Annotated in this window: 28 protein-coding genes and 2 pseudogenes; 23 read left to right on the forward strand and 7 right to left on the reverse strand. The window is 52.2% G+C overall.

Annotated features, from left to right (window positions below):
* Positions 1 to 431 precede the first annotated feature (431 nt).
* Together WH277_RS04850 and WH277_RS04855 are read right to left on the reverse strand one after the other, a co-directional pair.
* Entirely contained in the window at positions 432 to 2183 is a 1752-nt protein-coding gene (locus WH277_RS04850; RefSeq protein ID WP_339504686.1) for a hypothetical protein, read from the reverse strand.
* A gap of 259 nt (positions 2184 to 2442) precedes the next feature.
* On the reverse strand, positions 2443 to 3411 hold the full coding sequence (locus WH277_RS04855; RefSeq protein ID WP_339504688.1) for an IS110 family transposase: 969 nt from the start codon (positions 3409 to 3411) through the stop codon (positions 2443 to 2445).
* A 506-nt stretch (positions 3412 to 3917) separates the two neighbouring features.
* Between WH277_RS04855 and WH277_RS04860 the strand changes: the two genes are divergently transcribed.
* Positions 3918 to 4871, forward strand: coding sequence for an IS110 family transposase (locus tag WH277_RS04860; RefSeq protein WP_339504690.1), 954 nt, complete (start codon positions 3918 to 3920; stop codon positions 4869 to 4871).
* Between the two features lie 299 nt (positions 4872 to 5170).
* On the opposite strand, the gene WH277_RS04865 is transcribed toward WH277_RS04860, so the two are convergent.
* Positions 5171 to 6592, reverse strand: coding sequence for a hypothetical protein (locus WH277_RS04865; RefSeq protein WP_339504692.1), 1422 nt, complete (start codon positions 6590 to 6592; stop codon positions 5171 to 5173).
* Positions 6593 to 7165: 573 nt separating this feature from the next.
* On the opposite strand from WH277_RS04865, the gene WH277_RS04870 reads away from it, so the two are divergent.
* The 5 genes from WH277_RS04870 to WH277_RS04890 all read left to right on the forward strand — a co-directional run bounded on the left by WH277_RS04870 (position 7166) and on the right by WH277_RS04890 (position 9854).
* Positions 7166 to 7846 carry a DNA methylase gene (locus WH277_RS04870; RefSeq protein ID WP_339504693.1) on the forward strand — a complete coding sequence of 227 codons (681 nt, stop codon included), beginning with the start codon at positions 7166 to 7168 and terminating at the stop codon, positions 7844 to 7846.
* Entirely contained in the window at positions 7843 to 8067 is a 225-nt protein-coding gene (locus WH277_RS04875; RefSeq protein WP_159338462.1) for a hypothetical protein, read from the forward strand. Before WH277_RS04870 ends, WH277_RS04875 begins: the two co-directional genes overlap by 4 nt.
* Positions 8068 to 8117: 50 nt before the next feature.
* Positions 8118 to 8528 carry a DUF1380 family protein gene (locus WH277_RS04880; protein WP_339504696.1) on the forward strand — a complete coding sequence of 137 codons (411 nt, stop codon included), beginning with the start codon at positions 8118 to 8120 and terminating at the stop codon, positions 8526 to 8528.
* A gap of 449 nt (positions 8529 to 8977) precedes the next feature.
* Positions 8978 to 9403: an antirestriction protein gene (locus tag WH277_RS04885; protein WP_339504697.1), complete on the forward strand. Its 426-nt coding sequence runs from the start codon at positions 8978 to 8980 to the stop codon at positions 9401 to 9403.
* A gap of 40 nt (positions 9404 to 9443) precedes the next feature.
* Complete coding sequence (locus tag WH277_RS04890; RefSeq protein WP_339504699.1) at positions 9444 to 9854, forward strand: hypothetical protein; 411 nt, start codon at positions 9444 to 9446, stop codon at positions 9852 to 9854.
* 383 nt (positions 9855 to 10237) lie between these two features.
* Here WH277_RS04890 and WH277_RS28660 read toward each other — a convergent pair.
* A pseudogene (locus WH277_RS28660) lies at positions 10238 to 10419 on the reverse strand (hypothetical protein); the annotation flags it as partial.
* Between the two features lie 350 nt (positions 10420 to 10769).
* Between WH277_RS28660 and WH277_RS04895 the strand changes: the two are divergent.
* The 5 genes from WH277_RS04895 to WH277_RS04915 all read left to right on the forward strand — a co-directional run bounded on the left by WH277_RS04895 (position 10770) and on the right by WH277_RS04915 (position 15544).
* On the forward strand, positions 10770 to 12794 hold the full coding sequence (locus WH277_RS04895; protein ID WP_339504701.1) for a ParB/RepB/Spo0J family partition protein: 2025 nt from the start codon (positions 10770 to 10772) through the stop codon (positions 12792 to 12794).
* 38 nt (positions 12795 to 12832) lie between these two features.
* Positions 12833 to 13270 carry a conjugation system SOS inhibitor PsiB gene (gene psiB / locus WH277_RS04900; protein ID WP_339504702.1) on the forward strand — a complete coding sequence of 146 codons (438 nt, stop codon included), beginning with the start codon at positions 12833 to 12835 and terminating at the stop codon, positions 13268 to 13270.
* Positions 13267 to 13995 (forward strand): plasmid SOS inhibition protein A, encoded by a 729-nt coding sequence (locus WH277_RS04905; protein ID WP_339504704.1) that lies wholly within the window; start codon positions 13267 to 13269, stop codon positions 13993 to 13995. The genes psiB and WH277_RS04905 overlap by 4 nt, the downstream gene beginning before the upstream one ends.
* A gap of 425 nt (positions 13996 to 14420) precedes the next feature.
* Positions 14421 to 14816: a hypothetical protein gene (locus tag WH277_RS04910; protein ID WP_339504706.1), complete on the forward strand. Its 396-nt coding sequence runs from the start codon at positions 14421 to 14423 to the stop codon at positions 14814 to 14816.
* Complete coding sequence (locus WH277_RS04915) at positions 14801 to 15544, forward strand: hypothetical protein (RefSeq protein ID WP_339504708.1); 744 nt, start codon at positions 14801 to 14803, stop codon at positions 15542 to 15544. The genes WH277_RS04910 and WH277_RS04915 overlap by 16 nt, the downstream gene beginning before the upstream one ends.
* Before the next feature lie 646 nt (positions 15545 to 16190).
* On the opposite strand, the gene WH277_RS04920 is transcribed toward WH277_RS04915, so the two are convergent.
* The gene (locus WH277_RS04920; protein WP_339504710.1) at positions 16191 to 16316 is read right to left on the reverse strand and encodes a hypothetical protein; all 126 of its coding nucleotides are present in this window, start codon (positions 16314 to 16316) and stop codon (positions 16191 to 16193) included.
* Between the two features lie 231 nt (positions 16317 to 16547).
* On the opposite strand from WH277_RS04920, the gene WH277_RS04925 reads away from it, so the two are divergent.
* The 8 genes and pseudogenes from WH277_RS04925 to WH277_RS04960 all read left to right on the forward strand — a co-directional run bounded on the left by WH277_RS04925 (position 16548) and on the right by WH277_RS04960 (position 21260).
* Positions 16548 to 16934, forward strand: a complete 387-nt coding sequence (locus WH277_RS04925; protein ID WP_339504712.1) for a hypothetical protein — start codon at positions 16548 to 16550, stop codon at positions 16932 to 16934.
* A gap of 61 nt (positions 16935 to 16995) precedes the next feature.
* The gene (locus WH277_RS04930) at positions 16996 to 17457 is read left to right on the forward strand and encodes a hypothetical protein (protein WP_339504714.1); all 462 of its coding nucleotides are present in this window, start codon (positions 16996 to 16998) and stop codon (positions 17455 to 17457) included.
* A gap of 84 nt (positions 17458 to 17541) precedes the next feature.
* Entirely contained in the window at positions 17542 to 17790 is a 249-nt protein-coding gene (locus WH277_RS04935; protein WP_339504716.1) for a hypothetical protein, read from the forward strand.
* 46 nt (positions 17791 to 17836) lie between these two features.
* Positions 17837 to 18367 (forward strand): hypothetical protein, encoded by a 531-nt coding sequence (locus WH277_RS04940; RefSeq protein ID WP_339504717.1) that lies wholly within the window; start codon positions 17837 to 17839, stop codon positions 18365 to 18367.
* A gap of 57 nt (positions 18368 to 18424) precedes the next feature.
* The gene (locus WH277_RS04945; RefSeq protein ID WP_339504718.1) at positions 18425 to 18769 is read left to right on the forward strand and encodes a hypothetical protein; all 345 of its coding nucleotides are present in this window, start codon (positions 18425 to 18427) and stop codon (positions 18767 to 18769) included.
* Between the two features lie 678 nt (positions 18770 to 19447).
* The gene (locus tag WH277_RS04950; RefSeq protein ID WP_339504720.1) at positions 19448 to 19996 is read left to right on the forward strand and encodes a hypothetical protein; all 549 of its coding nucleotides are present in this window, start codon (positions 19448 to 19450) and stop codon (positions 19994 to 19996) included.
* 81 nt (positions 19997 to 20077) lie between these two features.
* Positions 20078 to 20899: pseudogene (locus tag WH277_RS04955) on the forward strand (DUF932 domain-containing protein).
* A gap of 19 nt (positions 20900 to 20918) precedes the next feature.
* Positions 20919 to 21260, forward strand: coding sequence for a DUF5983 family protein (locus tag WH277_RS04960; protein ID WP_339504721.1), 342 nt, complete (start codon positions 20919 to 20921; stop codon positions 21258 to 21260).
* A gap of 18 nt (positions 21261 to 21278) precedes the next feature.
* Here the strand turns inward: WH277_RS04960 and WH277_RS04965 are convergent, their stop codons facing one another.
* A complete protein-coding gene (locus tag WH277_RS04965) occupies positions 21279 to 21830 on the reverse strand; it encodes a lytic transglycosylase domain-containing protein (protein WP_339504723.1) in 552 nt (183 codons plus the stop codon).
* 698 nt (positions 21831 to 22528) lie between these two features.
* Between WH277_RS04965 and WH277_RS04970 the strand changes: the two genes are divergently transcribed.
* A complete protein-coding gene (locus WH277_RS04970) occupies positions 22529 to 22945 on the forward strand; it encodes a relaxosome protein TraM (protein ID WP_339504725.1) in 417 nt (138 codons plus the stop codon).
* A gap of 50 nt (positions 22946 to 22995) precedes the next feature.
* Here WH277_RS04970 and WH277_RS04975 read toward each other — a convergent pair whose 3' ends face one another.
* Entirely contained in the window at positions 22996 to 23463 is a 468-nt protein-coding gene (locus WH277_RS04975; protein ID WP_339504726.1) for a hypothetical protein, read from the reverse strand.
* A gap of 346 nt (positions 23464 to 23809) precedes the next feature.
* Here WH277_RS04975 and WH277_RS04980 point away from each other — a divergent pair, with 346 nt between their 5' ends.
* Genes WH277_RS04980 through WH277_RS04990 form a run of 3 tightly spaced genes read left to right on the forward strand, consistent with a single transcriptional unit; the run spans position 23810 to position 25194 of the window.
* A complete protein-coding gene (locus WH277_RS04980; protein WP_171149847.1) occupies positions 23810 to 24235 on the forward strand; it encodes a conjugal transfer protein in 426 nt (141 codons plus the stop codon).
* A 5-nt stretch (positions 24236 to 24240) separates the two neighbouring features.
* Entirely contained in the window at positions 24241 to 24543 is a 303-nt protein-coding gene (gene traL / locus WH277_RS04985; RefSeq protein WP_339504729.1) for a type IV conjugative transfer system protein TraL, read from the forward strand.
* Positions 24544 to 24594: 51 nt separating this feature from the next.
* Positions 24595 to 25194 (forward strand): TraE/TraK family type IV conjugative transfer system protein, encoded by a 600-nt coding sequence (locus tag WH277_RS04990; RefSeq protein ID WP_339504808.1) that lies wholly within the window; start codon positions 24595 to 24597, stop codon positions 25192 to 25194.

The following is a 25194-nucleotide window of genomic DNA, read 5'->3' on the forward strand; positions in this document are numbered from 1 at the left end:
CTGAAATTACCATCAGGATCATGATTACAAAACACTGGATGAATACACATGTCGCATTTTCAGGCATGTTCAGAGTGGTCAGGTACCACCGCATCTGTTAAATGACGTCGCGTTGCTCCTCTTAAACTGCGCCTGCTGGCGCATCTCCAGTCTGCTTAACCAACAACCATCTGGCCTGTCTGGTAAAAGATACCCTCTTAACCTGCAAGCGGAGATCAGGATTAAAAAGGGCACTTTCGAGGTATAGGTAAAGTGAAGGTCTGCTTTGAGCGAGAAGCGGACATTGGCAATTAGCCCGCAACTATTGAATGTATTACTAACGACCCTTTTATCTGCACAAAGATTCCAGAAGACATAAAAATTACTTGTTTAAATATTAACTCAATAAAAATCTTTAGAATATAATCTAAAGCTTATGTTGCACTTTAACATTAATGCAGGACTTCATTTAAAGTTGCATTAAAATTCTTCAAGCTCTCAATGACTTGATCAAATATAAAATCTAAAGCATGGCTATAACCTGATGCCAAAGTTGCACTATCAAAACCAAGACTAGCTAAATGTTCAATGGATTTATTGACTGCTTCATGAGCTTCAGCGTTCCTCAAGTCATTATTTATAAATAGAGCTGCTAACGTATGATTGGATGAATTATAATTTGCAAGTTCATTGGCATGTTTTAGCGCGGATTGCTCTTCATTTTGTTCATTAACAATCCGTGTAAGGTTTAATATTCCTTGCAATAATTTTAGCGTTTGCAATCTTTCAATATCCTTAGCCTTTACACCCATAGCAATACTTAATTTCTTTAATGAACCAGTTTTAATCTTATTAATGATCTCGTTTATAGTCTTGCATCTAGCCAGGAAATCTTGCTCTTGCATATCGATTGAGGCTACATGAGCAAGCTTTTGCAGTACAGGATAGTTTCTAATGCCTTCATCATCAAGTTCATCTCTGTTATATTCAAAAATATCAGAACTCGACAGGGGAACATCTAAAACTCTACCTAGAGATACTAGGTTTTCATTAAGCTCAGCTAATTCTCTAGCAAATCTAAAAGTCTTAGAAACAATATGCTCATCATCTAATGAATTAGTATCAATAAGGCTTTGGTCTTTCGCATAATCAAACGCATGATATATTTCCTTTTCTGGAACTCCTCGGTAAAGCTCATAAAAAGGTATTTTCACTAAGTTTCTACCGACTCTGACACAGTCTCTAAATGCCCATTGCCCGCCATAGCTAGGGTCTGCATGATATTGATTACCATCAAAAAATGGAATGGCTTCGTATGTCTTATCTTTCTCATATTTAGTAAGAAAAGCATCATCAACATATACGTATTCGCCACTACGATAATCGGTAGCTCGTGACATTGTCATCGGTGACTTGTGACCGGGCCATACTAATGTGTTGACGTCTAATTCAAAGCAAAGCTCTGGCTGAACAGATTGAACAGTTCCCCATGCTTGAAGCAATATCCTATCTGTATGATCAACTATTTCAAATTCAATCCAAGGAAGTTCGATTCTAAAGTGATTAGAACCTGATAAGAGTTCGAGTACCTCTTTAGTTCGTTCGATATAGGCTTCGAAGAAGAAAACTTTTACTCCAATACAACCTTTCATCCATAAATATTTTCTGAGGTAATCATTCCTCATCGTCCATTTAACATCTTTGTTGCTTTTGAAATAATATTCGCTTGAGACATCTCCTTGTGCGACTCCATATGATGGAGAAGAAACCTCATCAAAAATTACTTTTTGTTCATCATCCCCTATGAGCCTTGGTTTCAATCCCAGTTTCATCCAGACATCTTCGGCCAAAAAAAAGGAGTAGTGAAGACTTGATCCCCAAGAAGCTACAATATACCCATAACCGGAGATAGATACATCTGTACCCCAAGCCCCACCTTTCTCTGTGCAGTCCTGCGTGGAAAATGTGACGACACCTTCACAGGATTCACGTAACACACTTAGATTTGCGACATCATCCTCAGGAACTACGGCCATGATCATATGAGTGTAATCATAATCATCTTGATATTTATTTCTTTCGTACCGATGGGTTACAGTAACTTCTCGCTGGGGGTTAGAATTGTCTTCAACAAATAATAGATCCTTTAAACCCTGAGGTATTTGCTCAGCCGGTAAAGGAAGCTTTGATAAATAATCAAGCACTTAATAGCCCTCCGTGATAACCATGAGTTTTTGCTAACACAGTAATCATATCCATTTTGGATGGTTTGTGTCTAACCTACTTTTGTCCATAGAATCATTGCAGGGCTGTAAAATTTATAAAAACAGAAACTACTATGTACCTGTTGCTAGGTAGCACAGTTATTTTTCAAACTGTCCGCTTCTGGCACACAGCAGCCCGTTAACCAACTGGAGTTAATCAGACCTTGCCTGATACATATCTCTCAGCTGTTCTAAATCACTAACTGACAGCAGGCTTCAACTCTATGCGAGAACTGAAAGCTGTTCCCGACTTAAGTACTCCGAAAATGATATGGATGAGTTTACGCATTACTGCTCCCACGACCAGCATCCTTGGCTTACCCGCAAGCAGAAGACGTTGTCCAAACGCACGGATATCCGGATTATATTTAAGTGCGACCAGCGCTGGCATATAAAGGGCGCACCGGAGTTTGGCATCCCCCATCTTAGACATGCGAGTCTTACCCCGGACTGACGTTCCGGACTGGCGATGACGGGGATTCAGTCCCAGAAAAGCGGTCACTTCCTTAGCTTTTGCGAACTTTTTACCTGCCATAAAGGACAATATCAAGCTGGCTGAAACAGCACCGATACCCGGAACAGACTGCAGGAGGTCGTCCTGCCTTTTTAGCTCAGGATTATTGCTGATGTGGTCTTTTATTGCCCGCCGCACCGATTCAATCTCAATCTTTAAATGGTTGATCATGCGTTCAACAGATTCCTGAGCGTCAATATCTGCAATCTCACGACGGTTGCATTCCATTCTGAGCATGCTATTCAGCGCACCGATCCGTCTCACAAGAGCCTGAAGTTTTTTGACGGGTGTGGGTACGGGCCTCCACAGGTCTGGCTCCGCAGCTTTACAGAAACGTGCTATCAGTCTGGAGTCTGCTTTATCTGTCTTAGTTCTGGAAAGTTCAGAAGCCGCGAATCCTTTGATTCTTGACGGATTAACAACACTGACTTTCAGGTTGTTTTCATACAGAAAAGTCGCAAGCGCAGTACCATAGTTACCGGTTGCTTCAAGACATACATGAATGTCCGGAATGCTGTCCGCATTAAGCCACTTATATAGTGCTGTAAATCCAGCAGGGGTGTTTTCAAATGCCTTACACCTGTAACCCCCGTCACAGAGTTCAGCTGCATCAAACTTCTTACTGGCAATATCAATTCCAAGATACACAGTCATAGCTTTTCCTCGTTAAGTTCAGCTGACCTACCTTGTAAATTCAGGCTCACCGGTGTGCGGGGCCACAGATACCCTTCGGTCATACACTGAAAAGAGAGGCAACGCGGCAATTATCTTTTTCACTGGCTCACTGGCCAAAGGAAGTCGCCGGCCTGCCTTGCCCCGGTTTTAACTTACAGAACAAGTCTGTTCTGTGTGGCTGATTATACAAGGAAGTCGCTCCGCTCCGCTTCTGAGCTGTCGTACGCCCTCTGGTCGTAAGCCGGCGGGCATGGAGTGCCGTGCCCTCACTGTAGCCGGGCCGCTGCGCAGACAAGGGAAGCTTCGCCGGACTGCTTGTATGTTGAGCAAGCCTCATTAAACTGGCAATGCTGCTGCACGACCGGCCTGCTGGGTTTACAAGCCCGAGGGTGAGCTGAATAGCGCAGCATTTTTTCAGCACCAGCCCGAACAACTGCCTGGGCGGTTAATTCCAGCCCGAATTTTGCAAGATTGGGAGAACTGAAATGAACATGAAAGTCGTTGTGGGTGTAGATATAGCCAAGAACAGTTTTGACGTGTGCGTCAGTGGACGTTCTGTCACATATCATTTTGAAAATTCTGCCAAAGGTTTTAAGGAGTTGCTGGAATTAGTCAGCAAACATGAAATCAGTTTATTCGTGGTTGAAGCAACAGGTAATTACCATAGAGCACTGGTAGATGCACTGGAAATGCATGGTTTCGACATTGCTGTCGTCAATCCCCGTTTGATAAAGAACTTCAGTCGTGCATTGGGACTTCGGTCAAAAACTGACGTGCAGGATGCCAGACTAATCTGTGAGTATGGCATGCGTATGGAGCCGCCGGTCAGAGAGAAGCATGATAAGGAGCTGTTTAAGCTTAAAGCAATGGTCAGCCGTCGGCGTCAACTTGTCGCTAATCGCACAATGGAAACAAACCGACTCGAAGCACAAACAGAACAGGAGATTAAGACCGACATACGTCGCCACATCCAGTGGCTGACATCCGAAATAAAGCGCATCGACGAAGTTCTCGCTGAAAGGATTGGGAAAATCCCCGTACTGAAAGAGAAAGTGGAATTGCTCAGGGACGTTAAAGGGGTAGGGCCAGTTGTGATGGCGGCATTGCTTACTCAGTTGCCTGAATTAGGAAAACTTGATCGACGTAAGATAAGTGCACTTATTGGGCTATGCCCCTACTCCAGGGATAGTGGGAGTTTCAGCGGGCGTAGAATGATATGGGGCGGTCGATCTGATATCCGTTCAATGTTGTATATGGCTGTACTTTCGGCTGTACGCTACAACCCCGAAATTAAAGCGTTTTATGAAAATCTGACTGCCAGAGGTAAGGTTTTCAAAGTAGCCATGACAGCTTGCATGCGGAAACTGATAACCATCATAAATGCAATAATCCGGGATGGTGAGAAAAAAAAGATCTCAGGGCAGGCGATCTTTACGTAGCATCATTGCTTCATTAAAAAATGATGCTATAAACGGGTAGTTGTATCTGATGCCGAGGTCAGTGGCTGATGTCTGCTGTGTGCCAGGATCCGGTTATTCCTGATTATGAATGGATCATATTCGGGGTAAGGGTCAGATCAGATGTTGTTAGTTTCAGCCTATGTTAATCAACAGGGAGCAGGTCACCTAATGAGGCACAAAATTTTTATTACTATGAAACAGATTGATATTCTATTTGGGAATGATGTGGATGTAATATGGTGTATTAGCTCATGCCTGAGCTAATACACACTGGATAATTAAGCTGCTACGAGGGTATCTATGATTCTTGCGGTTTTCTGTAATAGTTGAGCATCAGTAGGTAGAGAAATAATATTCCTATTCTTAGCAAGATGTATAATCATTGGTTCAAATTCATTTTTTGCAAACAACTGGCGGTCAGAAGAGGAATACATATCTCGCAAAAAATCTGGTACGTCCCTCCCTTTAAAATCATCAATAACTGACTTTGCCTCTTGCTCACTTAAAAGATAATTAAAAGCAAGTTCACCAAATACCTCTTCAACTATTTTAAGCATTTCTTTAGCATCGTCCTCAATAAACTCATCGAGAATAGCTGAAACAGCAGCATTTGCAGCCGTACCACCGGCAAACGCACCTAATAAACCTCCGATGATTCCGCCTGCAGCCGTGCCAACGAAAGGAATAAGTGAACCCAATGCAGCTCCTCCAGCAGCACCTGCCATCCAGCCACCTGTTCCGCCAGCAACTCCAGATGCAGTAGTAGTAACATTCTTGAATAATTGAGCGCCTGAGCATCGGCCTTGAAACATTCGAACAAAATCTACGGAGGATATAACCAGAGTGGTGACAACGCCTGTTACGATATTCCCGCGCAAAAGTTTGCTAACGTGGTTCATCGCGGCGGCACCATATATCGCATTACCTGATCGTAAACCATTTGCAATCCATGCGGCAGCTTTAGGCCCCATTTGCTGAACGATCCAATCTGTGGCACCACGCAAACTTTGTTCTATACCTGTTCTGCCAAGTTGAGCAGTAATGATGCTACTAACCCAGGCTACACCACCCACTTTTAATCCAGTATAGCAGGATGATTCAAGAGCTTTCTCCCAGTCTTCGCCATTCCATAGAGCGACAGCGAATGAAACAGCCGCAGAGATTCCCATTGCTGTACCAGCCAACTTAATGCCGTTTATTGCATCATAAGTTAAGCTTTCAACAGTACCAAACTTAGCAATATTCCTTACTTGTTCATATGTGAATGAACCTTTCCTGACAATATCTTTCGCTGAATCTGGGTCTGTTATACCTGGCACCTGACCTTTTTTTATTCTATTCTCCATTGCCTGCACCGCAGCATCATATTTATCTGATGGCACTTCTATTTGCATAGGGGTACCATCAGCGTTTAAGTAGCGGAAAGTTCCATCTTCAAAACATTCACTGATGCATTTTGAGCCTGAATTACAGTATTTTGTTTGTATGTGAATGCCATCCACCAGTCTGTCAGCACCATTCTTGACATTGTCACCGCCAACAATCTTTGCATCCTTTCCAGATATCAGATCCTTAAGGTGATTCGCTTTTTCAGCAGCAAACCCATGACCTCTGACAGCCCGCAGGATTACATTGTCTGCGTAATTTTCTGAGCTGCCAATTATACCAGCGGTTGTTCCGACAACATTTTTCTCATTCATGAGGTATATATCCAATTTCAGGCAATAGACATTATAATTACTTGGTTATCGGCAGGTCCATATCGCTCTTTAGATATTTTTATTCAAAAATATCAGTCGTTGTCGGGTTGATGGTGGTGTAAGCATCACGCAGGATCATACCATTCTCCTTTAAATGGCCTCTAGCATGTGGGTTAAGTACTGAAGTTATTGTGCTGCTTGATGAACTGTAAAAAACAGCATTTCCTTCATATCTCAACTGGTATAGGTAACATCTTCCAAACTGATTAGATGATCTAGCCAAAATGCTATGGATGACCAATGGATGTTAAAGCGTGCTATCTGTTATAGGCATAGATGTCTGCTCCTCGCTCACAACGGACATTAATCACCTGTAGTCACTGGGCGTCTTTGACCCCCTTTCTGGTTGACATCAAACACAACTGCTCACCCGTTCCCCACCGTGCGCGGACATTCAGTCCGCTCCGGCGGCGCGTGCGGCTTGCGCGTCCGCCCCTGTCTGCTCCGCTTGTCGCCCGTCTTTGTGGAGGTCACGGCACCAGAGGGTGCTCCCATCAGATAAGGAGTCAGCGCATGTCACGTTTCATTCAGGGTAACTGCATCCAGATTATGTCCGGCTTTCCCGATAAGGCCGTGGATTTCATCCTCACCGATCCGCCGTACCTCGTCGGCTTCCGCGACCGCGCGGGCCGCACCATTGCCGGGGATCAAACGGACGAGTGGCTACAGCCCGCCTGTCATGAGATGTTCCGCGTACTCAAAAACGATTCCCTGATGGTCAGCTTTTACGGCTGGAACCGGGCTGACCGCTTTATCAGCGCCTGGACTGCCGCCGGCTTTCGCATCGTCGGGCATTTCGTTTTCGCCAAGACCTACGCGTCAAAATCCGCTTACGTCGGCTACACGCACGAATGCGCCTACGTTCTGGCCAAAGGGCGCCCGCGCCTGCCGGAAAACCCGCTGCCTGACGTGCAGGGCTGGAAGTACACGGGCAACCGGCATCACCCGACGGAGAAGCCCGTCACCAGCCTGCAACCCCTGATTGAGTCCTTCACGCATCCGGGCGCCATCATTCTCGACCCGTTTGCCGGATCCGGATCGACCTGCGTCGCCGCGCTCCAGTCTGGCCGTCGCTATATCGGCATCGAGCTGCTGGAGCAGTACCACCGCGCAGGACAACAGCGCCTGGCTGCGGTGCAGCGCGCGATGATGAAGCCCGCCGCTAACGGCGACTGGCTGCCGGAGGCCGCATGACGAATTACGCCGGGCTGGAACCCCTGCGCGAAGACGTGGCAGCGCTGGCAAACGACATATACGAGCTGCTTTCAAAGCTGAAAGCCCTGGAGCTGCAAAAGTGCCTGGACGAAGAAACGCTCGCGGAGAGGCTTGCCCGGAATGCGTTCTGCCGCATCAGAGAGCTGTACATGGAGGCGTACCGCGAGGCGCTTGCCCTGGACGCCTGCTTTAAAGACTGACTGAAACGGCCGGGATCGCCCGGCCAGAAAACGATGAACGGAGAATACTGATGTACGGAACCCGAAAAGAAATTAACGACAAGCTGAAACGTGCCTTCACCAACGACGAACCGCTGGCGGTCCTCGTCTGGTCCCGGGAAACGGTGACGGACGTTTTCGATGAAGAGCTGACCGACGCCGAGGTCGGTCACCTGATGTCCCGTATCGGTGCGGTTGCCTTCTACGGCCACGCGGCGGACGGCGTTTCGCGGCACACCCTGAGTGAATGGCTGTCGTTGCACAGAGCGGAAACCCGCACGATCATGGTGGATGCGGAGCTGCTGAAAAAAATCACCCTCACAGCCCGGAATGCGCTCCTGTCGGCCGAGGGTGCTGCATGGGATGCGGGTAAGGATTGCACACCTGCCATCCGCGAGGGCCTGGACGATGTGGCGCGCGTGCTGACGATGCTGACCGCCTGAGCCTGAAAGGGGGATGAAATGCCGGAGGCGACGAAACCCGTCGTTTCCGGTTTTTTTTTGCAGGGGTACGGCGGGCGCCGGCGGCGGTTCGCCGGGTACGATCGGGGGCATCGAACCCCCGCCCGTACCCCAACGCCACGCGGCAATTCCCGGCTGCGCCGGGGCCGCAAAGGTCGCAGGCTGAGCCTGCCTACGGGGTGAAACAGTGCGCCATGAAACCGTCGTGTTGTGAGGGCTTACGCCGTGCCCGAACCTTAGCCGGGCCGCTGCGATCGCAAGAGTTCGCTTCGCCGCCTCCTCACCCGTTCGCGCCCGTTACGGGCATTCAGCCCGCAACGGCCTTGCGCTGCGGCTTCCGGTGGCGCTCCTGCGCTCTCCGCTTGTCGCCCGTCTCTGGTGTGGTCACGGCGCAAGCCCGCGCCGTATCACATGCCAACACCGGAGATGCTATGAACACACAGACCCCCGCCGCCGTCCAGGTCGATCGCTTCGTGAAGATGCGCTTTTTGCCGATGCTGTTTGCTCACGACTACGTGCGCGCCGAACACAACGTTTTCCTCTACGCCAGCCGTTTTCTTCAGGGCTATGACGGCTGTGAGTGGCGTTTTGTTGTCCTTCAAAACGGCGGGGGATTCATGCAGCCGGAAGGGGACTCATGGCATTTCAGCAATCCGGATAATGGCAGGGCGCTGAGTCTGTCGGCTGAGGCGGCAGGGGTCGTTATCACTGGTCTGGTGCTGAACCACCGCAGCTGGTTCCATGACCGCCACGACGAACCTGACCTGTGCGAGTTCTACTGCCAGCGCTTTCGCCAGCTGACGGACTACGCCTCTTCACACCCTGAGTACGATGCTATTTTCAGCGCCCTGAACTGACAAAACCGGGGCGGCACAGGCCGCCCCTTAAGGATGAAAAATGTACGGCACACCTTCTGAACTTGCTGTGAAAATCCTGAAGGAATATGCGGCTGATGCCAGAATATCGCTGATTGTCTGGACGGATGAAGATGTTATGGACTGCCTCAGCGAGCATGACGTTACCCCGGAAGAAGCGGCCTCAATAACCGCTGATATCTGCCTGCTGGATGAAGTGCATGTGTATGGTGTCTCTCAGGACACGATGGGTGCAATGCTGGATAACATAAGGGAAGCCGTTCGCGATAGGGAGGAAATCCAGGTACCCGCCAGAATGCTGGAACAGGTCATGAAGCTGGCAGGTAGCTTTATCGACCGTGAAGACATCGAGGGCGGCGAAGGGTTCTCTGAAAGAAACTACCTTTTCGAAGTCAAAGCATTTGAAGAAATGAGAAAGATTTGCGGGAAGTAATCAGCCGGGCAGGGAGGCCCGCTCCCTGTCAGCCCGCGCGTAAAAGTCTGCCACCTGCGGTGGCCACAACAGCGGACGGGCCTGCGGCCCCTCCGCGTGTGCGGCCGTAAAGCCGGGAATGTGCTCTGATAATCATCAATATCTGGTGAACGATCTCAGGAATTTTGCGACAGGTAATCCGGCTGACAGTGTGTTTTTGCATACGCCTTACAGTATCAGGTTACTGTTTTATATTGTTATTCTTTCGGGTTGATGTTTTTAAAGCACTTCGGTTTTTCTTAATTCCCGCAATATTTCTTTCACTCCGGGCGTCTTATCGCGCTGTCATGCTTCGCACAGAGCCGGCAGGCCGTCTCTGCCCGGACCCGTTCTTGAACGGGTCAGCGGGTTTCCATCACGGACGCAATGCCCGCTTGCAGCAGCCGCCCCGGCTGCGCCGCTCAGTCTCGCCGTCACCGGCGCTTCTTGCATCCCGTCTAAAAGCTGACGGGATGTAAGGAGCAACGCCGTTTCGCGCCCGCGCTTTACGCCGTTGCGGCGGGTTCCTGCTGCCGGTTGTTTCCACTCGCCTGAGTCCTTTCGCCGGGGCTGAGACAAGCACAACCCGCCTTGCTGTCCAGGGACGGCTTCGCCTCTCACAGAAAATTTTTTGCGCCAAAAATTTTTCCGTTCGCTCCCGGACATCTTCACCGGCCCGTGCTCGTTTCGCCCTTTGCGGCGAACGGCTCTCAAGCGGGTGAAGGTTACAACCTGGGGAGCAATCAGCAGTTCCCCGCAAAACGTCAAAACCGCGGCCCCGACAACTCAACGGGTGAGGGTGGAAAGGCGAAAAAGAAACGCCCGAAGTGAAAGGTGCCCTGACGGAGCGGTAACTCCGCAGGGCGTGACAGTCATTAATTAAGCGAGGTACTAACGATGTCAGTAGCAGATATTAAGTCAAAAACACCGAAAAAAACCAGCGCCCGTAAAACATCCGCAGCACAGGAAGCGGCGGTGAAAGCGGCACTCGATGCCGCGCCGATGGAATATTCTCCGCTGTCGGCTCTTGCGATCTCTGCGCTGAATGTGCGCACGGTTCCCTATTCAGCGGAAAGTGTCAGCAACATGGCCGACAGTATCGTCGCGGTCGGACTCCTGCAAAATCTGGTCTGTCACGAACTGTCTGACGGAACCATCGCCGTGGCCGCTGGCGGTAAACGCCTCACGGCCATGCAGTTGCTGCTCAGTCAGCAACGCCTTACAGGTGAGTATCTGGTGCCGTTCAAGCGCGTACCGGAAGATATTGCCGCCCTGGTTTCATTCATCGAGAACGACCAGCGAAGCGATATGCACCCGGCTGAACAGATTGCCTCCTTCGGCGTCCTTTCCGGGCAGGGGAAAAGCCCTGAGCAGATTGGCGCAGAAACGGGCTACAGCACACGCCACGTCCAGCGAATGCTGAAGCTGGCTAACCTGGCACCCTCGCTGCTGAAGCTGCTGGCAGACGATCAGCTCACACTCGAACAGTGCCAGGTGCTTTGTCTTGAAGACGACCAGGCCCGTCAGGTGCGTGTCTGTGAAGAGGTCAAAGCAATCTGGCCCGATCTGCCCGTCAACGTCCTGAAAAAGCAGATCACAGACAAAGAAATCAGCATCACTGATAAACGCTTCCTTTTCGTCGGACGCGATGCCTATGAGGCCGCTGGCGGTATGGTGCGCGAAGATCTGTTCAGCCAGCAGGAAGGAGAGGGTACGGCTGATATGGTTCTGCTGGAAACGCTGACCGTGCAAAAGCTTGAAGCAATGGCGCAGGAGATCTGCTCTACGGAGGGATGGAAGTGGAGCCTCGGTCAGAGAAGTTCCCTTTACCCACACAGGGATGGTCATGAGTATCAGCTGACCGATGCGCCTGAAGCGGTATATATCGGTGATGAAGAAACACTGCGTGACGAACTGTATGCAAAGTCTCTCGAATTTGAGGCTAACGACGACGACGAAGCCTACAGCGCGACCTGTGATGCCATAAGCGCCATAGAACAGGCCGCAGAAAACCGTGCCTGGACACCGGAAGTCCGCGAAGTCTCGGGCGTGGTGGTCGGGTTCGACAAATACGGATTGCTCTGTGTACAGCGTGGCGTGGTGCGTATTGCCGACTTGCCATCAGAAGACAGCAGCGAATCAGGACAGGAACCCCCGGTTTCCCCGACAGTAGATCGCGCGATCCTGACGATGAAAAAGCCCGATGCGGCTGAAGGGATCACACTGCCGCAGCTGACCAAAATGTCTTCCGAGCGCACCCTGGCGGTACAGGCCGCGCTGCTGTCGCAGCCGGAGAAAGCCGTATCCCTGCTGGTATGGCAGCTTTGCACTCACGTATTTGGCTTCGATTCGCCTTACCTGGATCCGTTCTGTATCCGGGTTTCCGCATCTCATTACTCGCTGACGGCAAATGCGCCCTCTGGCGAGAAAGGTCTGGCGTACGTCACGCTGCTGAAGGAAAAAGCCAGACTTGAAGCCCTGCTGCCGCCTGGCTGGAAGAAAGACTTCACGACCTTCTTTGATCTGAGCAGCGAAACGCTCTCTGCACTCATGGTTTTCTGCGTTTCCTGTTCTGTTGACGGAGTGCAGACCCGTGAGTGTCAGCGCACCACCGACAGCAAACTGGATGCGCTGGAAACGGCCATCGGATTCCACATGCGCGACTGGTGGCAACCTACCAGAGCGAACTTCTTCACCGACCTGAAACAGGCGCAGATCATTGATGCCCTGAACGAAGCAGGCTTTTCGGGCGCGGCGGTTGATGCAGCGAAAATGAAAAAGGGCGATGCCGCAGAGCTGGCCGAAGAAAGGATGCGTGACACGCGCTGGGTGCCCGCCTGGATGACGGCACCGCAGAAAAAGCCGACTGACGTGGCGGCCGATTGCGACAGTGACATTCACAATTCCGCTAACGCGGCCTGATACGGAGCGCGGCCCTTCGGGGCCGCATGGAGGATCTGATGAACAAGACTACAGCACCTGACCTGAAAGAACTGACTGCAATGCATCCCTGTGAGTTTGAAGAGTGGCGGGAGAAGGGGGAGCACGAACGCTACGTTCTGACCAGCGCCGTTGCGCGGCTGCTGACCGCGCCTGAGAACTGGACGGTTAACGGCGAATACCGTACTGAGTTCGGCGGGTTCTTCCCCGTGCAGTTACGCTTCGAACCGCCCGGTGCGCTGTTCAGCCTCTGCGTATGCAGTCCGGGTGACGTGTCCGGTGAGTGGCTGATTGTATTCATGTCGGCGGATGGCGTTTGCGTGCGCGACGTGCTCCGGCTCGTGCCGTTCGACCCGTCGCGCATCAGCGCCCTGTTAGCGGCAGCGGGACAGGCATCCCTGCTGGACTACAGCGCCAGCGGCATGGCGGAATATCTTGCAGAGGAGGTCAGCGTATGATCCCGGTGAACAGATCGCTGGTTCCGCTGTCATCCGCCCGGCGCGCAGCGCTGGAGGCTATCGCACAGGTGGAAAAAAAACGCGACCGTAATCTGTACTGCGCAGATTATCCCTATGCCAGGGCATTTTTCCGGGTGTTAAAAGGCAGTAAGCGGGTAACGCTCAAAGAGATCCGTTTTTTCCAGCCCTGCCTTCCTGACGCTGATTTTCGCGGGAATAAACAGAACTGGCTTCGCGCGATAGACATGCTGATCTCCAGTGCGGGTGAGTTCTGCCCGTATCCTTTGAGCAGCAGCGCCGTCCGGGAACTCTTTCCCGAATGGCGCTTTCATGAGACGGAACGACAACGCAGAAAGCTGGAGCTGCGGAGTGAAAAGTATTCCCGGCAAAGGGACAGGAGGGCGCAGCAACGCGAGCGTGCCTGCCAGGCGGCAAAGGGACAGGCCGAAATTGACCTGGCGTTCCACACCCCGGAGACGGTCAGCAGCTGGGTGTCGCGCTGGTCTGATTCATCCGTGGGTCATTATGAACTGGAAGCCATGTTTTACCGCTGGAGCGAGCGTTTCCCCTCGGTGAAGCAGCTGGACAGATGGGCGATGGCGGGCCTGCCGCTGTGGCAGCTGGGAGTCGAAGCGGGTTTTCTTTCAAAAGAAGCTCCCGTGTCGGTGCGTGAGCTGGAGCGCTGGATGGTGCCGAACAAGCTGACGAATAAGGTGCTGGCATGAGCAGGGGGCACTATATCACTGAACTGAAAACAGCCCGCAGGAAACGGAAACTGAGCGGCTTTTAGCGTCTCTTAATGAGCATCTCAGCCGACTCGATGATGATATTGCCATGTGGAAAAATGGCGGGGAAGGCGAAGGCTGTCTTATTAGCTACAAAAAAGCAATGACAACCCAGCAACCCCCCTTTGTTTGCTGGGTAACTGACAACCAGCGGCTTGATCATTTTTGAGTAATGACGTAGATTTAGTCAACAACTGACGAATGCGTCAGTTGTTAATGTAGACCTACGCATACTCGTAGCCTTTTCTCCCTTGATGGAGAACGCCGGAGAGGCCAATGTGGCCCACGGCTTAGTTGACCGCATAAGTAATGCTTTCGCGGTTTTCGCTGGAGAGGCCAATGCGGCCCACAGCTAAGGTGGACACATGCACGACGTAATGAACGAAAAACGTTCTATTCAGACAATTCGTGATCATACCAGCATCATTGCCACGCACACTTTTAAGCAGCATATGCTTCAGGTGCGCACACTTGACAATGAAGGGATGACTGCGCCTGAAGATTTTCACTTCATTGTCACCTTCAAAGATGACGTGGACAATGCTGATGCTACGGTTAAGCCGTTGGCAGAAGTAGTCCTGCTTGGTGATCGCATTCGTTTCATTGTTAAACCTGCGAAACAGTACCCTGAGATGGCTCGATCAATGGCCGATCTCGTTGAGGTTATTGAACATTCTATTCGTCGTTTCTTTGTTACTAATGGTAGAATCATGAGCAATATTAAAGCTAATGGTTCTGCTGAGAAATGGCTCCTACACTAATAGAATCCTACAGAAAAGATCTGAGCGAGTGGCCTCACACAGGGGACACTCGTTCTGTTCGTTTCGGCTTCCTCCTTGCCTCCAAGTCACTTTTCAAAATCTCAGAACACGAAATCATCGAACCAGAGGATGATGTCGTTCGCTACGTTCTCATTGAGCGTGTAGGTGCGAACATCCCCGATGTTGAACTGAGCAACATGATTTTAGACTACGAAGATGACGGGCTAAACGAGCAGGACATTATTCAGGAACTTCTCCGATCTGCCGTCGTTGATGAGGCTAATAACGTCACCGCTGGACGGGTTGGGCTTCGTAACTATAGCTTCGTTGAAGATGGCCAGGACATAGATTGTTTCCAGGTCGCTGGAGCTTATATCCAGCCTACGAGCCATCGTAAAGGCATCATGAGCAGGACATATGTTTTCATGCTGAACTGGTATGAGCATTTAGTTTGTGATGATATGCAGACGATACCTGGTGCGCGCATTTGGTCTGGCCCGATGATTCGTGCTGGTGAAGTGCGAATCTATAATGAGAATGGCGGTTCATTCGAAGATGTGCTTGGCGAGAAAGGTATTGGTAGGCATAACGGCTTCCTGCCCTGGAACCGAGGTCGCTTATTTGACACCTCCCAATGGGACCCTAATCAGCTCCAAACTACAGTTCAAAAATTTATCGTGCTGATTATATCCCGAGGAACCTGCCTCAGAATTGGCTTTATCCCCTGAGCCATGAGCATCTACTAACCCGCTTCTGCGGGTTTTTTATTCCTCAAAATTCATATCACTGACCTGCTCCCCATTGCTCCACACAAACAGTTATTCGTTACGTCCGCTGTTGGCACAGTGCAGTCAGATTGGATTTTAGCTGTGTGGTAGCCTGCCCCCACTCTTCCTCATTATTAACAGCCTGAAAAAAAGCTTAATACCCCGGGCGTCTGTCCCTGAGGGACACCACTCTGTCATGCTGCGCACAGAGCCGCGCGGCGTCACTGCCCTGGCCCGTTCCGGGCCGACGGGTCTCCATCGCATGACGCAACCCACGCAGCCAGCTGATGCCACCGCTCTCACTGGCCGCGCTGCGGCCGCTGAGGCCCGGACCGCGTAACCCGGTGCTGACGCACCGGCTTCCTCCCTCCCCAGTTGCGTTAGCTTCTTCCCTGTTATCCGGTGGCCATGCTGCCTGTCACTCCGGTTCTTATTCATTATCTCTTTCTGGCTGTGCAGTTGCTGCATGACGTGATTTCAAAACAGCATGGCCCCCTTCGGCTTCCCGTCCGTTCGGCCGGGTAGTCGAGCCCTACTGCGCTAACCGGGCGCGTTGCGCACGGTAAGCTCCGCCGAACCGCCAGAAGCGGCGTTTCGTGCCTGACGGCTAGGGTCTGATGGCAACGGCCAGGTCAACACCCGCAGCCGGCTGGCGCCGGCGCATTTCACTGGCCGCGCTGCGGCCGCTGAGGGCGCCACGCCGTTCCGCCGTGTCGGGTGTGTTCGTGCTCATCTCAACATCCGTGCCCCCACTCCCGGCGGTTCTTCGCGGAGGGCTGGTCGTAGCACCGCCGGTTCGCGCAGAAAGGGGTTAAATGCACGCCGCCTAAAACTTTTTGCCTGGTGCCGCAAAAACTTTTCGTCGTCGCCCCTTTATGCACTCTCTTCGTCGTTGCTCCTTTGCCCTTTGCCGCGATGAACTCACCGAGAGATGGCTTAAGCCACCGACAACTGGAGAAAAAGCATGAACACACAGAACATCAAAACCGCCGCTTCTGAATCTTCCGAAAGATGGGTTGAACGGCCTGAAATCAAGGGCATCAGCCCGGCCCTGGCTGAACATCTGAAGTATCTCAAAATCTGGAGTGAGGAACGCATGTTGGCAAGGGACCGCGAGGAACTGCTGTTCGGGACGCTGAAAAATATTTCCGAGGATATTTGCAATACCGTAACTGACTGGACGATACCGCGTCCGGTCTTGCCGCTGTCATCCGTGCAGGCCTGGGCCAGAGCACGGGAGATAACCCTGACACTGTACGGGGAATCAGGCCCGGAAGCGTGGAAAGCTGCCAGCAGGAATCTCGCTGACTGCCTGGCGATGGGTTATGCCTCTTATGTTTATGACTTCTAGTGAACCGTAAACCCACGAACCCGGCCCGTCTCCGGTGGGCCAGAAACAGAAGGAACGCAGCATGACACAGAACCAGACCGCAGCAGAAACCCGCCCTGAGAAGGTTTTTTTCAGTCCGTCGTTGTTCATTGGCTGGCACGCAGAGCGCGTCAGCGGCAAATGGCGCACCAAATCTGACGGCAGAACGCTGCATGACCTGCGCCGCACATGGCCGGACATGCAGCTGGTCGAACTCAGTGAATATCAGGCGCTGTCTGACGCGCGTCACTGCACGCCCGTGAAAGAAATCAACGAAGATCGTTTTACCGACCAGCTGGAGGTGCTGCCTCCGGAGGACTGGCAGTATCCGGGCAAGGGGCAGGGGCAGTCGTTCAAATCCTCAGAGCATTATCACGGTGATGTGACGGACATTTTTGTCAACGTTCAGGGGCGTTTTTTTGAGTTTCGCGACCGCTGCACGCTGTCACATCAGGACATCGTGGCGCGTATTCAGAAAGAGGTGTTTGACCTGGAGCAGGCGTAAAAAAGGCAGAGCGAAAGCCCTGCCTCATTACGGTCAGCTGCGCTAACAGCTGGCCATTATCAACAACATAATTGGGATGAAACCATGAACATTGCTGAAGCCACAATCATTGCACCAACGGCGGGATATGTAAAGACAGACGTGTCCGCGCCACACGTCCGGGTGATGCACGACAGCATCGCCGCGAAGGATATCAAACCGGAAATCCGCGCCAGAGGCCGCCACGTTGCCCGCTGTTCGCAGAAACGCCGGTCAGTACGCGTCCCCGCGATGCGCGGCAGAGAATGGGGGCAGTTTCTGCGCACCCTCGAATTAACCCGGGCGCTGGCCTGAACCACGGAACGCCGCCCCCCCCGGGGGGGCGGTCAGGAGAATGAACATGCAAAACTTAACATCCCGCCAAACCCCCGTCTGTGCCGCGCTGTCCGGCGTCTGTCTGCTTGTGCTGGATAACGATGAGCAGGCGCTGTTTATCAACGGTGATTACATCAGCGAACAGGCTGAGACGCCTGCGCTGTTTGACGTGGCGCGACTGACGGCCAGCGCGATGGGGCTGCCGCTGAAACGCCTGGAACTCCCGGTTCCCGCCGGGGAATGGTGCTGGAGTGACATCACCGGACGCCTGAACAGTGCGGCAGGCACGCTCGACGCCCGGGCGAGGGTGACTGTACTGGAATGCGCGCTGGGAAGTGGCAGGGGCTTTCACTTCTGCGGTCATCCGGTGCTGAGTGGCAGCAACAGCGACCTGTGGTTTCCGCGTAATGAGGGTGAAAGCCTGCACGCAGCCGTTGAGCGGGTGATGGTGATGAACCACCAGGCCAGAAACGTAGCCCGGATTGAGCCAGTGAGCGAACACCCACACGGTGCCGACTGGTCCGTGGTTTATAACGTGACGCTCAACCGGGGCTGAAAGGACGGGCAGGGGATACCCTGCCCGAACCATGAGACTGTCAGTAAGGAATACAGGATGAACGATAAAAATGTGTGCGGCAGCACGGAGCCTGAAAGCGCCCATCCCGGCCGCCTGGTCGACGGCCTGATGGACGTGGTGCATGAGGTAATGAACAGTGGTGATGAAATGACGCAGACGCATTCAGAGCGTCTGATCACGGTTATCGATACCCTGCTCTATTTCTCGCTACAGAAGGGGCTGACGGAGTCGGGTGAGGAAACCACCACCGCAATTTCTGATCTGCTGGCTGACCTGATGCACCTGGCCCGCCACGTGGGTATTGATGACGCTGAGTTTTCCAGGCTTATCAATACGGCATCGATGCACTTTGAGGCGGAGCTGAACGGCGGAGAAGGCTGAGGAAAGGGCGGTGCTGACGCACCGCTCGTCCTCATAGAATTCAGCCTCTGTCTTCTGGGGTTTCTGATTTACCCGGTGTACTGCCAGTTCCTGTTTCTCCTGCTGCTGCCAGTGTCTCTGTTCCTCTCCGTTTTGCTGCTTTTCATCCCCGGAATTTTCCTGCTGTGCAGCTGCATGGCGTGAATGCAAAACAGTCTGGCCCCCTTCGGCTCCCCGTCCGTTCCGGCCGGGTCGTCAAGCCCTACTCCGCTAACCGGCAAGCCGGTAAGCTCCGCCGAACCGCCAGAAGCGGCGTTTCGTGCCTGACGGCTAGGGTCTGATGGCAACGGCCAGGTCAACCCCCGCAGCCGGCTCACGCCGCCGCTCTCACTGGCCGCGCTGCGGCCGCTAAGGACGCCCCGACGTTTCGCCTGGCGGCGACCCGCCGTGCCGGGTGCGTTCCTGCTCATCTCTCTACCGGTACAGCCTGTTCCGCCGGTTCTTTGCGGAGGGCTGGTCGTAGCACCGCCGGTTCGCGCAGAAAGGGGTGAAATGCACGCCGACCAAAAACTTTTTGCCTGGGGCCGCAAAAACTTTTCGTCGTCGCCCCTTTATGCACTCTCTTCGGCGTCGCTCCTTTGCCCTTCGCCGCAACGAACTCACCGAAACAGGGTAATGACCTCAGAAAGGAGAACCAGCATGAACACACAGAACGTCAACACCGCCGCTGCCGAATCTACCGAAACACGGTTTAACGGCGACAAAGTACACCGGGCGCTGCGCCGCCCGCTATTTGTGCCCGGCTTGCCGGAGATCAACACGGTCGCCCTGCGTACACAACTGGGTTTCCACATTGAGACGCTGACCGCCCTAAACGTTATTCACGCTGAATATCAGAGCTACCGGCAGGCCCGCGTCAGTGAGCTGGCACTTGAGCTGACGAAACCGGAGGAACGTCTGTTAATCAGCATTGAAGTCATACACCCGGAGGTGGCAAGCGAACCTGAGACGTTTTTTGTCCGGATCGTTCACGCGGCGAACCGCCTTGACGACGCGTCTGTTGATGCACGCGTCGCTGAATACGAAACAACCAACGTCTGGAAAGCACAGGGGATCGTCACGCCTGACGCTAAGGCGATTTTTAACGGGGAAATGAGCGGGCTGGAACGTTACGGCCGGGAGCAGATGGTGCCGGGATGCAGGGGCAACCCGTTTGGACCGTGGCGTTTTGAGCGCGTGCAGAGCTGACAGGCACTGAGTCGTTTTCTGATAACAATCCTGATAAATTTTCGCGGGGCCGTCAGGCTCCGCCAGTAAAGAGGAATTCACATGACCCGTCTGGCCTCCGCGTTCCGCGCTGCGAACGTCATCCGCAAAAATCGTCCACTGACTGATGATGAGCTGCGCCTTCATGTGCCGAGCATCTTCTCCGAAGATAAGCACGAATCACGCAGCGATCGCTATACCTGGATCCCCACTATCAACCTGTTAGACCGCCTGCGCGGTGAAGGTTTCGAGCCGTTCTTTGCCTGTCAGCAGCGCGTGCGTGATGAGGGCCGCACGGGTCATGCCAAGCACATGCTGCGCCTGCGCCGTCACAATGAAATTTCCCGTGATGAAGTGTCAGAAATCATTCTGCTTAACAGCCATGACGGGAGCAGCAGCTACCAGATGATCCCGGGTCAGTTCCGTTTCGTCTGTGCGAACGGCATGGTCTGCGGCGAGACGTTTGGCGAAATTCGTGTTCCACACAAGGGTGACGTGGTCGGGCAGGTCATCGAGGGTGCTTACGAGGTGGTGAAGCGATTTGAAGCCGTTGAGGAGTCACGCGAGGAAATGAAGTGCATTCCGTTGAATGAGGCAGAACGCCGCGCGTTTGCCGAAACCGTTCTCGACTATCGCTATGAGGGGCAGCATGTTCCGGTCAGTCCCGACATGCTGCTGCGCAGCAACCGCCGTTAATATAAAAAAAACGACCTGTGGGCGGTGTACCAGCGGACCCAGGAAAACGTGATCCGGGGTGGCCAGCCAGGGCGAAATGCGAAGGGGGGAAGGGCGCGCACACGGGCAATAAACAGCATCGATGGCGACCTGAAAACGAATCGTTTCCTGTGGTCGCTGGCAGAGAAAATGAAAGAACTGAAGGGCTGATAATATCATGCGGGCCGGAATGAATTCGGCCCGAAAGGAGAGCGCGACGGAGAAAACGGAAATTAGAAAAATGCTGATGTGCTCAACAGGTAATATTACCCGTGAGGATGCGGAGGTATTCAGGAAACAATGCAGGCTGCTTTCGAATAACGTAGCCGGGCGTTGGGTGGTGGATATTTTCTACGGGTTTATTGTCCGCCATGATATTCTGAGCGTTCCGGCGATGACACTCAGAAATGCCGGAGTGTCAGAAAATACGATCCGGCTTCTGACGGAGGGTCGCGAAATTTACGGCGTGGACAGCTTTTGCTTTGATTGCGACGGTGAACCCCTTGAAGGGTGGCCGTTTGAAACGTGGTAGTGGATATTTTAAAGCCGGTCAGTTGACCGGCTTTTTAGTGTCTGCTTGAGAGGATGTTGGCGTGGTTGAAAAGGGTTCTGTATTCGACAGTTTATTTTGTGAAATAGCATACTTACCAGCAATAATTTCACGCGCCAGCAGGACGCGGTAAATGCTGTTAATTTTAGCTGCATAAGATTTTCTTGCTTTCATCTTCGTTTCTTTTGGTCCGGCGTTATATATTCCAACGCTGTCCCAGTTTCGACCGTAGGAGTTGAAGTTCCTGGCAAGTACCCACGCGCCAGCATAGGTGCAAATACAGGGATCGTTTAACAACCTTTCGCGATCAATATTGAATTTCTTCAGTTCTTTATAATGAGAACTGTTCACCTGCATTCCGCAGACATCCTCTGATTTGTCACGATTGGCCCCGTTGATGGCTTTTGCATTTAGCCTTGACTCCTGTATTGATATTGCTGTCAGCAGCAGTGGATCAATACCAAAGTCTTTCCCGGCAGTTGTAAAACACATCTGCGGCGTTGCCTGGATGGAGAAAGTCGCCGCCAGCGCAAGAAGCGCGAACCATTTCATTTTAATTACCTTCACAGAATGCGCCAGCAGCGCAGGGGAGCGTTCGCGATAAAATACGCCGGGCGGCAAGGGTATGGCAAGAAAAAACGATACAGACGCGCTCTGGTGCGCTCAGGGTACGCGTTAACACGCTGATGAAATAATGAAAATGACAAAGGACGGGGTATTTACACAAGCCGCTTTTTGAATGATTACTTAACCACACCCCACGCAAGATTTTATCTTGCTGTTTTTGTCTTTTAATTCATATGTTTAATGTTGGATTTGAGTGTAATTTGACAAGTATCCGTCAATAAGTGGCCCTACGCACACACCTGACGGTGCCGGATTGTGTGGGGTGGCGGTACCCCTGACAGCACTGTTGATGTGTGGGGTTTGTGTGTAGTTGTTAAATAACAGAGGGTTAAGGCGTTATGTGCCGCAAGCACACACCTTAGTTAGTGCCGCTTTCACACACCTTTTTAATCTTAAAGTATCGCAATTTATAAAATTAAATATCGCATGGTGCCGAATCAGCACACCTGATTTCACCCACAGGTGCCGCATCCCCACACCTTAAATTCAGACCTGACGGTGCCGGATTGACACACCCGTAATTTCAGGTGAATAATATTAACACCCCCAACGAAGTACACACCGAACTAATAACACTGCCCTGACGATGATTAAGTTAATGATTAATCTAAAGTGAAAGGGTGGTGAAAAAATTCTGGCAAGGTATAAATATGTCACGTCATAACATCTACTTTAAAGATAAAATTGAGAATGAAATCAGGGAATACGTCATGCTTGAGCAGCAGAAAGGGGCCTCAGAAAATGATGTCAGCTTTTCATCTGCCGTTAACGAACTTGTCGGCTTCGGGCTGATGCTAAAAAAACGCCAGGCTGAGAAATCGATTTTTGATGAAGAGGCCTTCAACAAGGACCTGATGCGGAAAGTTTCCGGGACGCGGGAGGGAATGTCGATCGTTATAGCGATGCTGACAGAAATGTATCTCAACTCCCGGGGTGGTATTGAACCCGGACAGCTTGAAGACATGCTTGACGGTAATCTGACCGCCATGAGTACGGCAGAAGATAACGCAGAAAGCCGGCATTTCCTGAGCGAGGAATAATTAAAAAACCGGGCGAAGTCGCCCGGCCATAAGATCACGGATGACCTTTTTTATTTACCAGCCTCACCCTCCCGGGCAAGCGGGTTTTCCGCCACGGCCACACGCGAACCAATAAACTCATCAAACAGGATGGCCAGCGAGCGCAGCCGCTGAACCTCCTCGTTCTCAGGAAGTTGCTGCTCTGTGAAATAATTAAGTGTCCCAAGCAACCTCTGCACGATTTCCTGATTCATACTCCGACGGTTAAATCTGGCGCTAATTTCCATATCCTTCTTGAGATTCACCGGAAAACTGCTGCTGAACCTCCTCATTTTTCCGGGAATAAACTCACGCTCGCCCTCAGTGACAGGATTATCACGTGCATATTCCTCGCGAATAACGTCCAGCCGCGCCTGAATAAACTCGTCAAATAAGCGCGCCAGTGCCAGAAGCCTTTCCCCCTCTTCGGTGCGTATCAGCGGCTTCTTCGGGGTGAAATTCAGCGACTTAACCAGACGCCCGACCACCTCATCATTCATGCTCACGCCGCGCACACGGGCCGCAATACGCAGCTCAAGCAGCAGATTATCAGGTGCCCACAACACCCGGTAACGAACCTCCCCGGGCGTGTATTTACGTGGCCTGCCGCGATTCTCACCCAGCTTCTCTTTTACTTTCATGATATTAGGGTTAACTCCAGAGGGTTTTCTCGCAATGTGAGGAAAGAGCGTACCCCCGTCTGCACTTAAGACAAATCCTAATCAACCCTTAAAAGTGTGACATGTGTCACAGTTTTTTTTTTTTTGACTCATTGTAAAATGTGCTTGCGTTACGTCCGTTTACTTCAACTGACATTTTCCTAACCCAATTAGAGGGATTTTTACAATGAAAGCAGTCCTGTCTGACTCCATTACGGAGGAGGGGGCCGCGGTAGCTTTGCCTGAAGAAAATAAAATTCAGGCAAATAATATCGGCAACCTCTTTTCCCGCTTTAAATTATTTTCACTCCCCCGCTTTAAACACTCCCTGAAAAATTCACCCGGCGCACAGCGAAATCTTATTTATTTCGCCCTGATGCTGACCGTGGTGGTATTTCCGCATTTCGCCGGCGCAGAGGATTTACTGAAAACCCAGAAGGCCGACACGACCGATACGTTCGGTCACGGTTCAACGGTTGAGTACATGCTTTACGTCGCTGAAATCGTCATCTCCGTGGTGGGCTTTATTAAGTCCCGCAACCCGATGGTGTTCACCGGCATGATTATGGTGCTTCTCGCCACCCGCGCCCTGTTCGCGCTGGCGGGCGGCTGACCGTCATGGACAGTGACGCGGCAAAGTACCGGTTCCCGGAAACGCTCAACCAGCAGAAACGGTTCATCGGCCTCCCTCCGGAAGAAGCCTTCGTGCTTCTCGCCTTCGGCATCATCGGTTTTTATATCGACATGCTGATTGTCATGCTCTGTGCTGGCGGAGTGGTCTGGCTGATGCTCCGGCACCTGAAGAAGGGGCAGGGGTCATGGTGGCTGCTGAACCTTCTCTACTGGTACCTGCCGACGGTGCTGTTCCGCGTGCAGTTCAGGCGCGTGCCTGACTCCGCGAACCGGCACTGGATGCAGTAGCGGCTGCGCCCCCTCCGGGGGGGCGCCTTTATTTATCTGACGGAAGGACATATTAAATATCAGGTCAAAGAAACGCGAAACCGGATGATGGTGGTGACGCTGATGTCGCTCACGTCGTTGCTTGTACTGAGCATCGCCGCAAACTGCATCACCGGCTCGCTGGCGTGGCACTTCTACCGCACGCAGAAAACGGTCACCACGCCCATGATGTTCGACCGCGCCTTCACCTCCACTTCCGCTGAAGGCGACGCGGCGCTCAACAGCATGATGGTGCGCTCCCTCATTAACCTGCGCCTCAGCGTCACGCCGGAAACGGTCGACGGCCAGCACGCCGCGCTGCTGCGCTGGGTGCCGCCAGAAGACCGTCCTGAAATGAAAAAGGCGCTGGCCGCCGAAGCGGAATACATCAAAAAGAACGGCGTCTCCACGGTGTTCCGCATCGACGACGAGACCACCGACACCCGTACCGGCGACATCACCGTCCGGGGCACGCTCTCCGCCAGCACGTCCAACGGCTCGCTGACGCTGGCGCTGCCGGACGTCAGCAAAGCCTACCGCCTGAGCGTGGGCTATGTGGACGGCCTTATCCGCCTGACCGCCTTCCCGGAAGTTCCGTGGACGCCGGCATCCAGTAAAACCTCCCGGGGATAG

The organism is Erwinia sp. MYb416 (assembly GCF_037479575.1).
Lineage (GTDB): Bacteria > Pseudomonadota > Gammaproteobacteria > Enterobacterales > Enterobacteriaceae > Erwinia > Erwinia rhapontici.

Excerpts from the sequence above, each read along its gene's own strand:
- WH277_RS04880 (WP_339504696.1), top strand. The coding sequence starts at position 8,118 with ATGTACGGAACCCGAAAAGAAATTAACGACAAGCTGAAACGTGCCTTC.
- WH277_RS04865 (WP_339504692.1), bottom strand. The coding sequence starts at position 6,592 with ATGAATGAGAAAAATGTTGTCGGAACAACCGCTGGTATAATTGGCAGC.
- psiB (WP_339504702.1), top strand. The coding sequence starts at position 12,833 with ATGAACAAGACTACAGCACCTGACCTGAAAGAACTGACTGCAATGCAT.
- WH277_RS04890 (WP_339504699.1), top strand. The coding sequence starts at position 9,444 with ATGTACGGCACACCTTCTGAACTTGCTGTGAAAATCCTGAAGGAATAT.
- WH277_RS04870 (WP_339504693.1), top strand. The coding sequence starts at position 7,166 with ATGTCACGTTTCATTCAGGGTAACTGCATCCAGATTATGTCCGGCTTT.
- WH277_RS04875 (WP_159338462.1), top strand. The coding sequence starts at position 7,843 with ATGACGAATTACGCCGGGCTGGAACCCCTGCGCGAAGACGTGGCAGCG.
- WH277_RS04885 (WP_339504697.1), top strand. The coding sequence starts at position 8,978 with ATGAACACACAGACCCCCGCCGCCGTCCAGGTCGATCGCTTCGTGAAG.
- WH277_RS04855 (WP_339504688.1), bottom strand. The coding sequence starts at position 3,411 with ATGACTGTGTATCTTGGAATTGATATTGCCAGTAAGAAGTTTGATGCA.
- WH277_RS04915 (WP_339504708.1), top strand. The coding sequence starts at position 14,801 with ATGGCTCCTACACTAATAGAATCCTACAGAAAAGATCTGAGCGAGTGG.
- WH277_RS04940 (WP_339504717.1), top strand. The coding sequence starts at position 17,837 with ATGCAAAACTTAACATCCCGCCAAACCCCCGTCTGTGCCGCGCTGTCC.
- WH277_RS04965 (WP_339504723.1), bottom strand. The coding sequence starts at position 21,830 with ATGAAATGGTTCGCGCTTCTTGCGCTGGCGGCGACTTTCTCCATCCAG.
- WH277_RS04905 (WP_339504704.1), top strand. The coding sequence starts at position 13,267 with ATGATCCCGGTGAACAGATCGCTGGTTCCGCTGTCATCCGCCCGGCGC.
- traL (WP_339504729.1), top strand. The coding sequence starts at position 24,241 with ATGGACAGTGACGCGGCAAAGTACCGGTTCCCGGAAACGCTCAACCAG.
- WH277_RS04975 (WP_339504726.1), bottom strand. The coding sequence starts at position 23,463 with ATGAATGATGAGGTGGTCGGGCGTCTGGTTAAGTCGCTGAATTTCACC.
- WH277_RS04935 (WP_339504716.1), top strand. The coding sequence starts at position 17,542 with ATGAACATTGCTGAAGCCACAATCATTGCACCAACGGCGGGATATGTA.
- WH277_RS04960 (WP_339504721.1), top strand. The coding sequence starts at position 20,919 with ATGAATTCGGCCCGAAAGGAGAGCGCGACGGAGAAAACGGAAATTAGA.
- WH277_RS04980 (WP_171149847.1), top strand. The coding sequence starts at position 23,810 with ATGAAAGCAGTCCTGTCTGACTCCATTACGGAGGAGGGGGCCGCGGTA.
- WH277_RS04925 (WP_339504712.1), top strand. The coding sequence starts at position 16,548 with ATGAACACACAGAACATCAAAACCGCCGCTTCTGAATCTTCCGAAAGA.
- WH277_RS04930 (WP_339504714.1), top strand. The coding sequence starts at position 16,996 with ATGACACAGAACCAGACCGCAGCAGAAACCCGCCCTGAGAAGGTTTTT.
- WH277_RS04920 (WP_339504710.1), bottom strand. The coding sequence starts at position 16,316 with ATGAGCACGAACACACCCGACACGGCGGAACGGCGTGGCGCCCTCAGC.
- WH277_RS04860 (WP_339504690.1), top strand. The coding sequence starts at position 3,918 with ATGAACATGAAAGTCGTTGTGGGTGTAGATATAGCCAAGAACAGTTTT.
- WH277_RS04950 (WP_339504720.1), top strand. The coding sequence starts at position 19,448 with ATGAACACACAGAACGTCAACACCGCCGCTGCCGAATCTACCGAAACA.
- WH277_RS04895 (WP_339504701.1), top strand. The coding sequence starts at position 10,770 with ATGTCAGTAGCAGATATTAAGTCAAAAACACCGAAAAAAACCAGCGCC.
- WH277_RS04910 (WP_339504706.1), top strand. The coding sequence starts at position 14,421 with ATGCACGACGTAATGAACGAAAAACGTTCTATTCAGACAATTCGTGAT.
- WH277_RS04945 (WP_339504718.1), top strand. The coding sequence starts at position 18,425 with ATGAACGATAAAAATGTGTGCGGCAGCACGGAGCCTGAAAGCGCCCAT.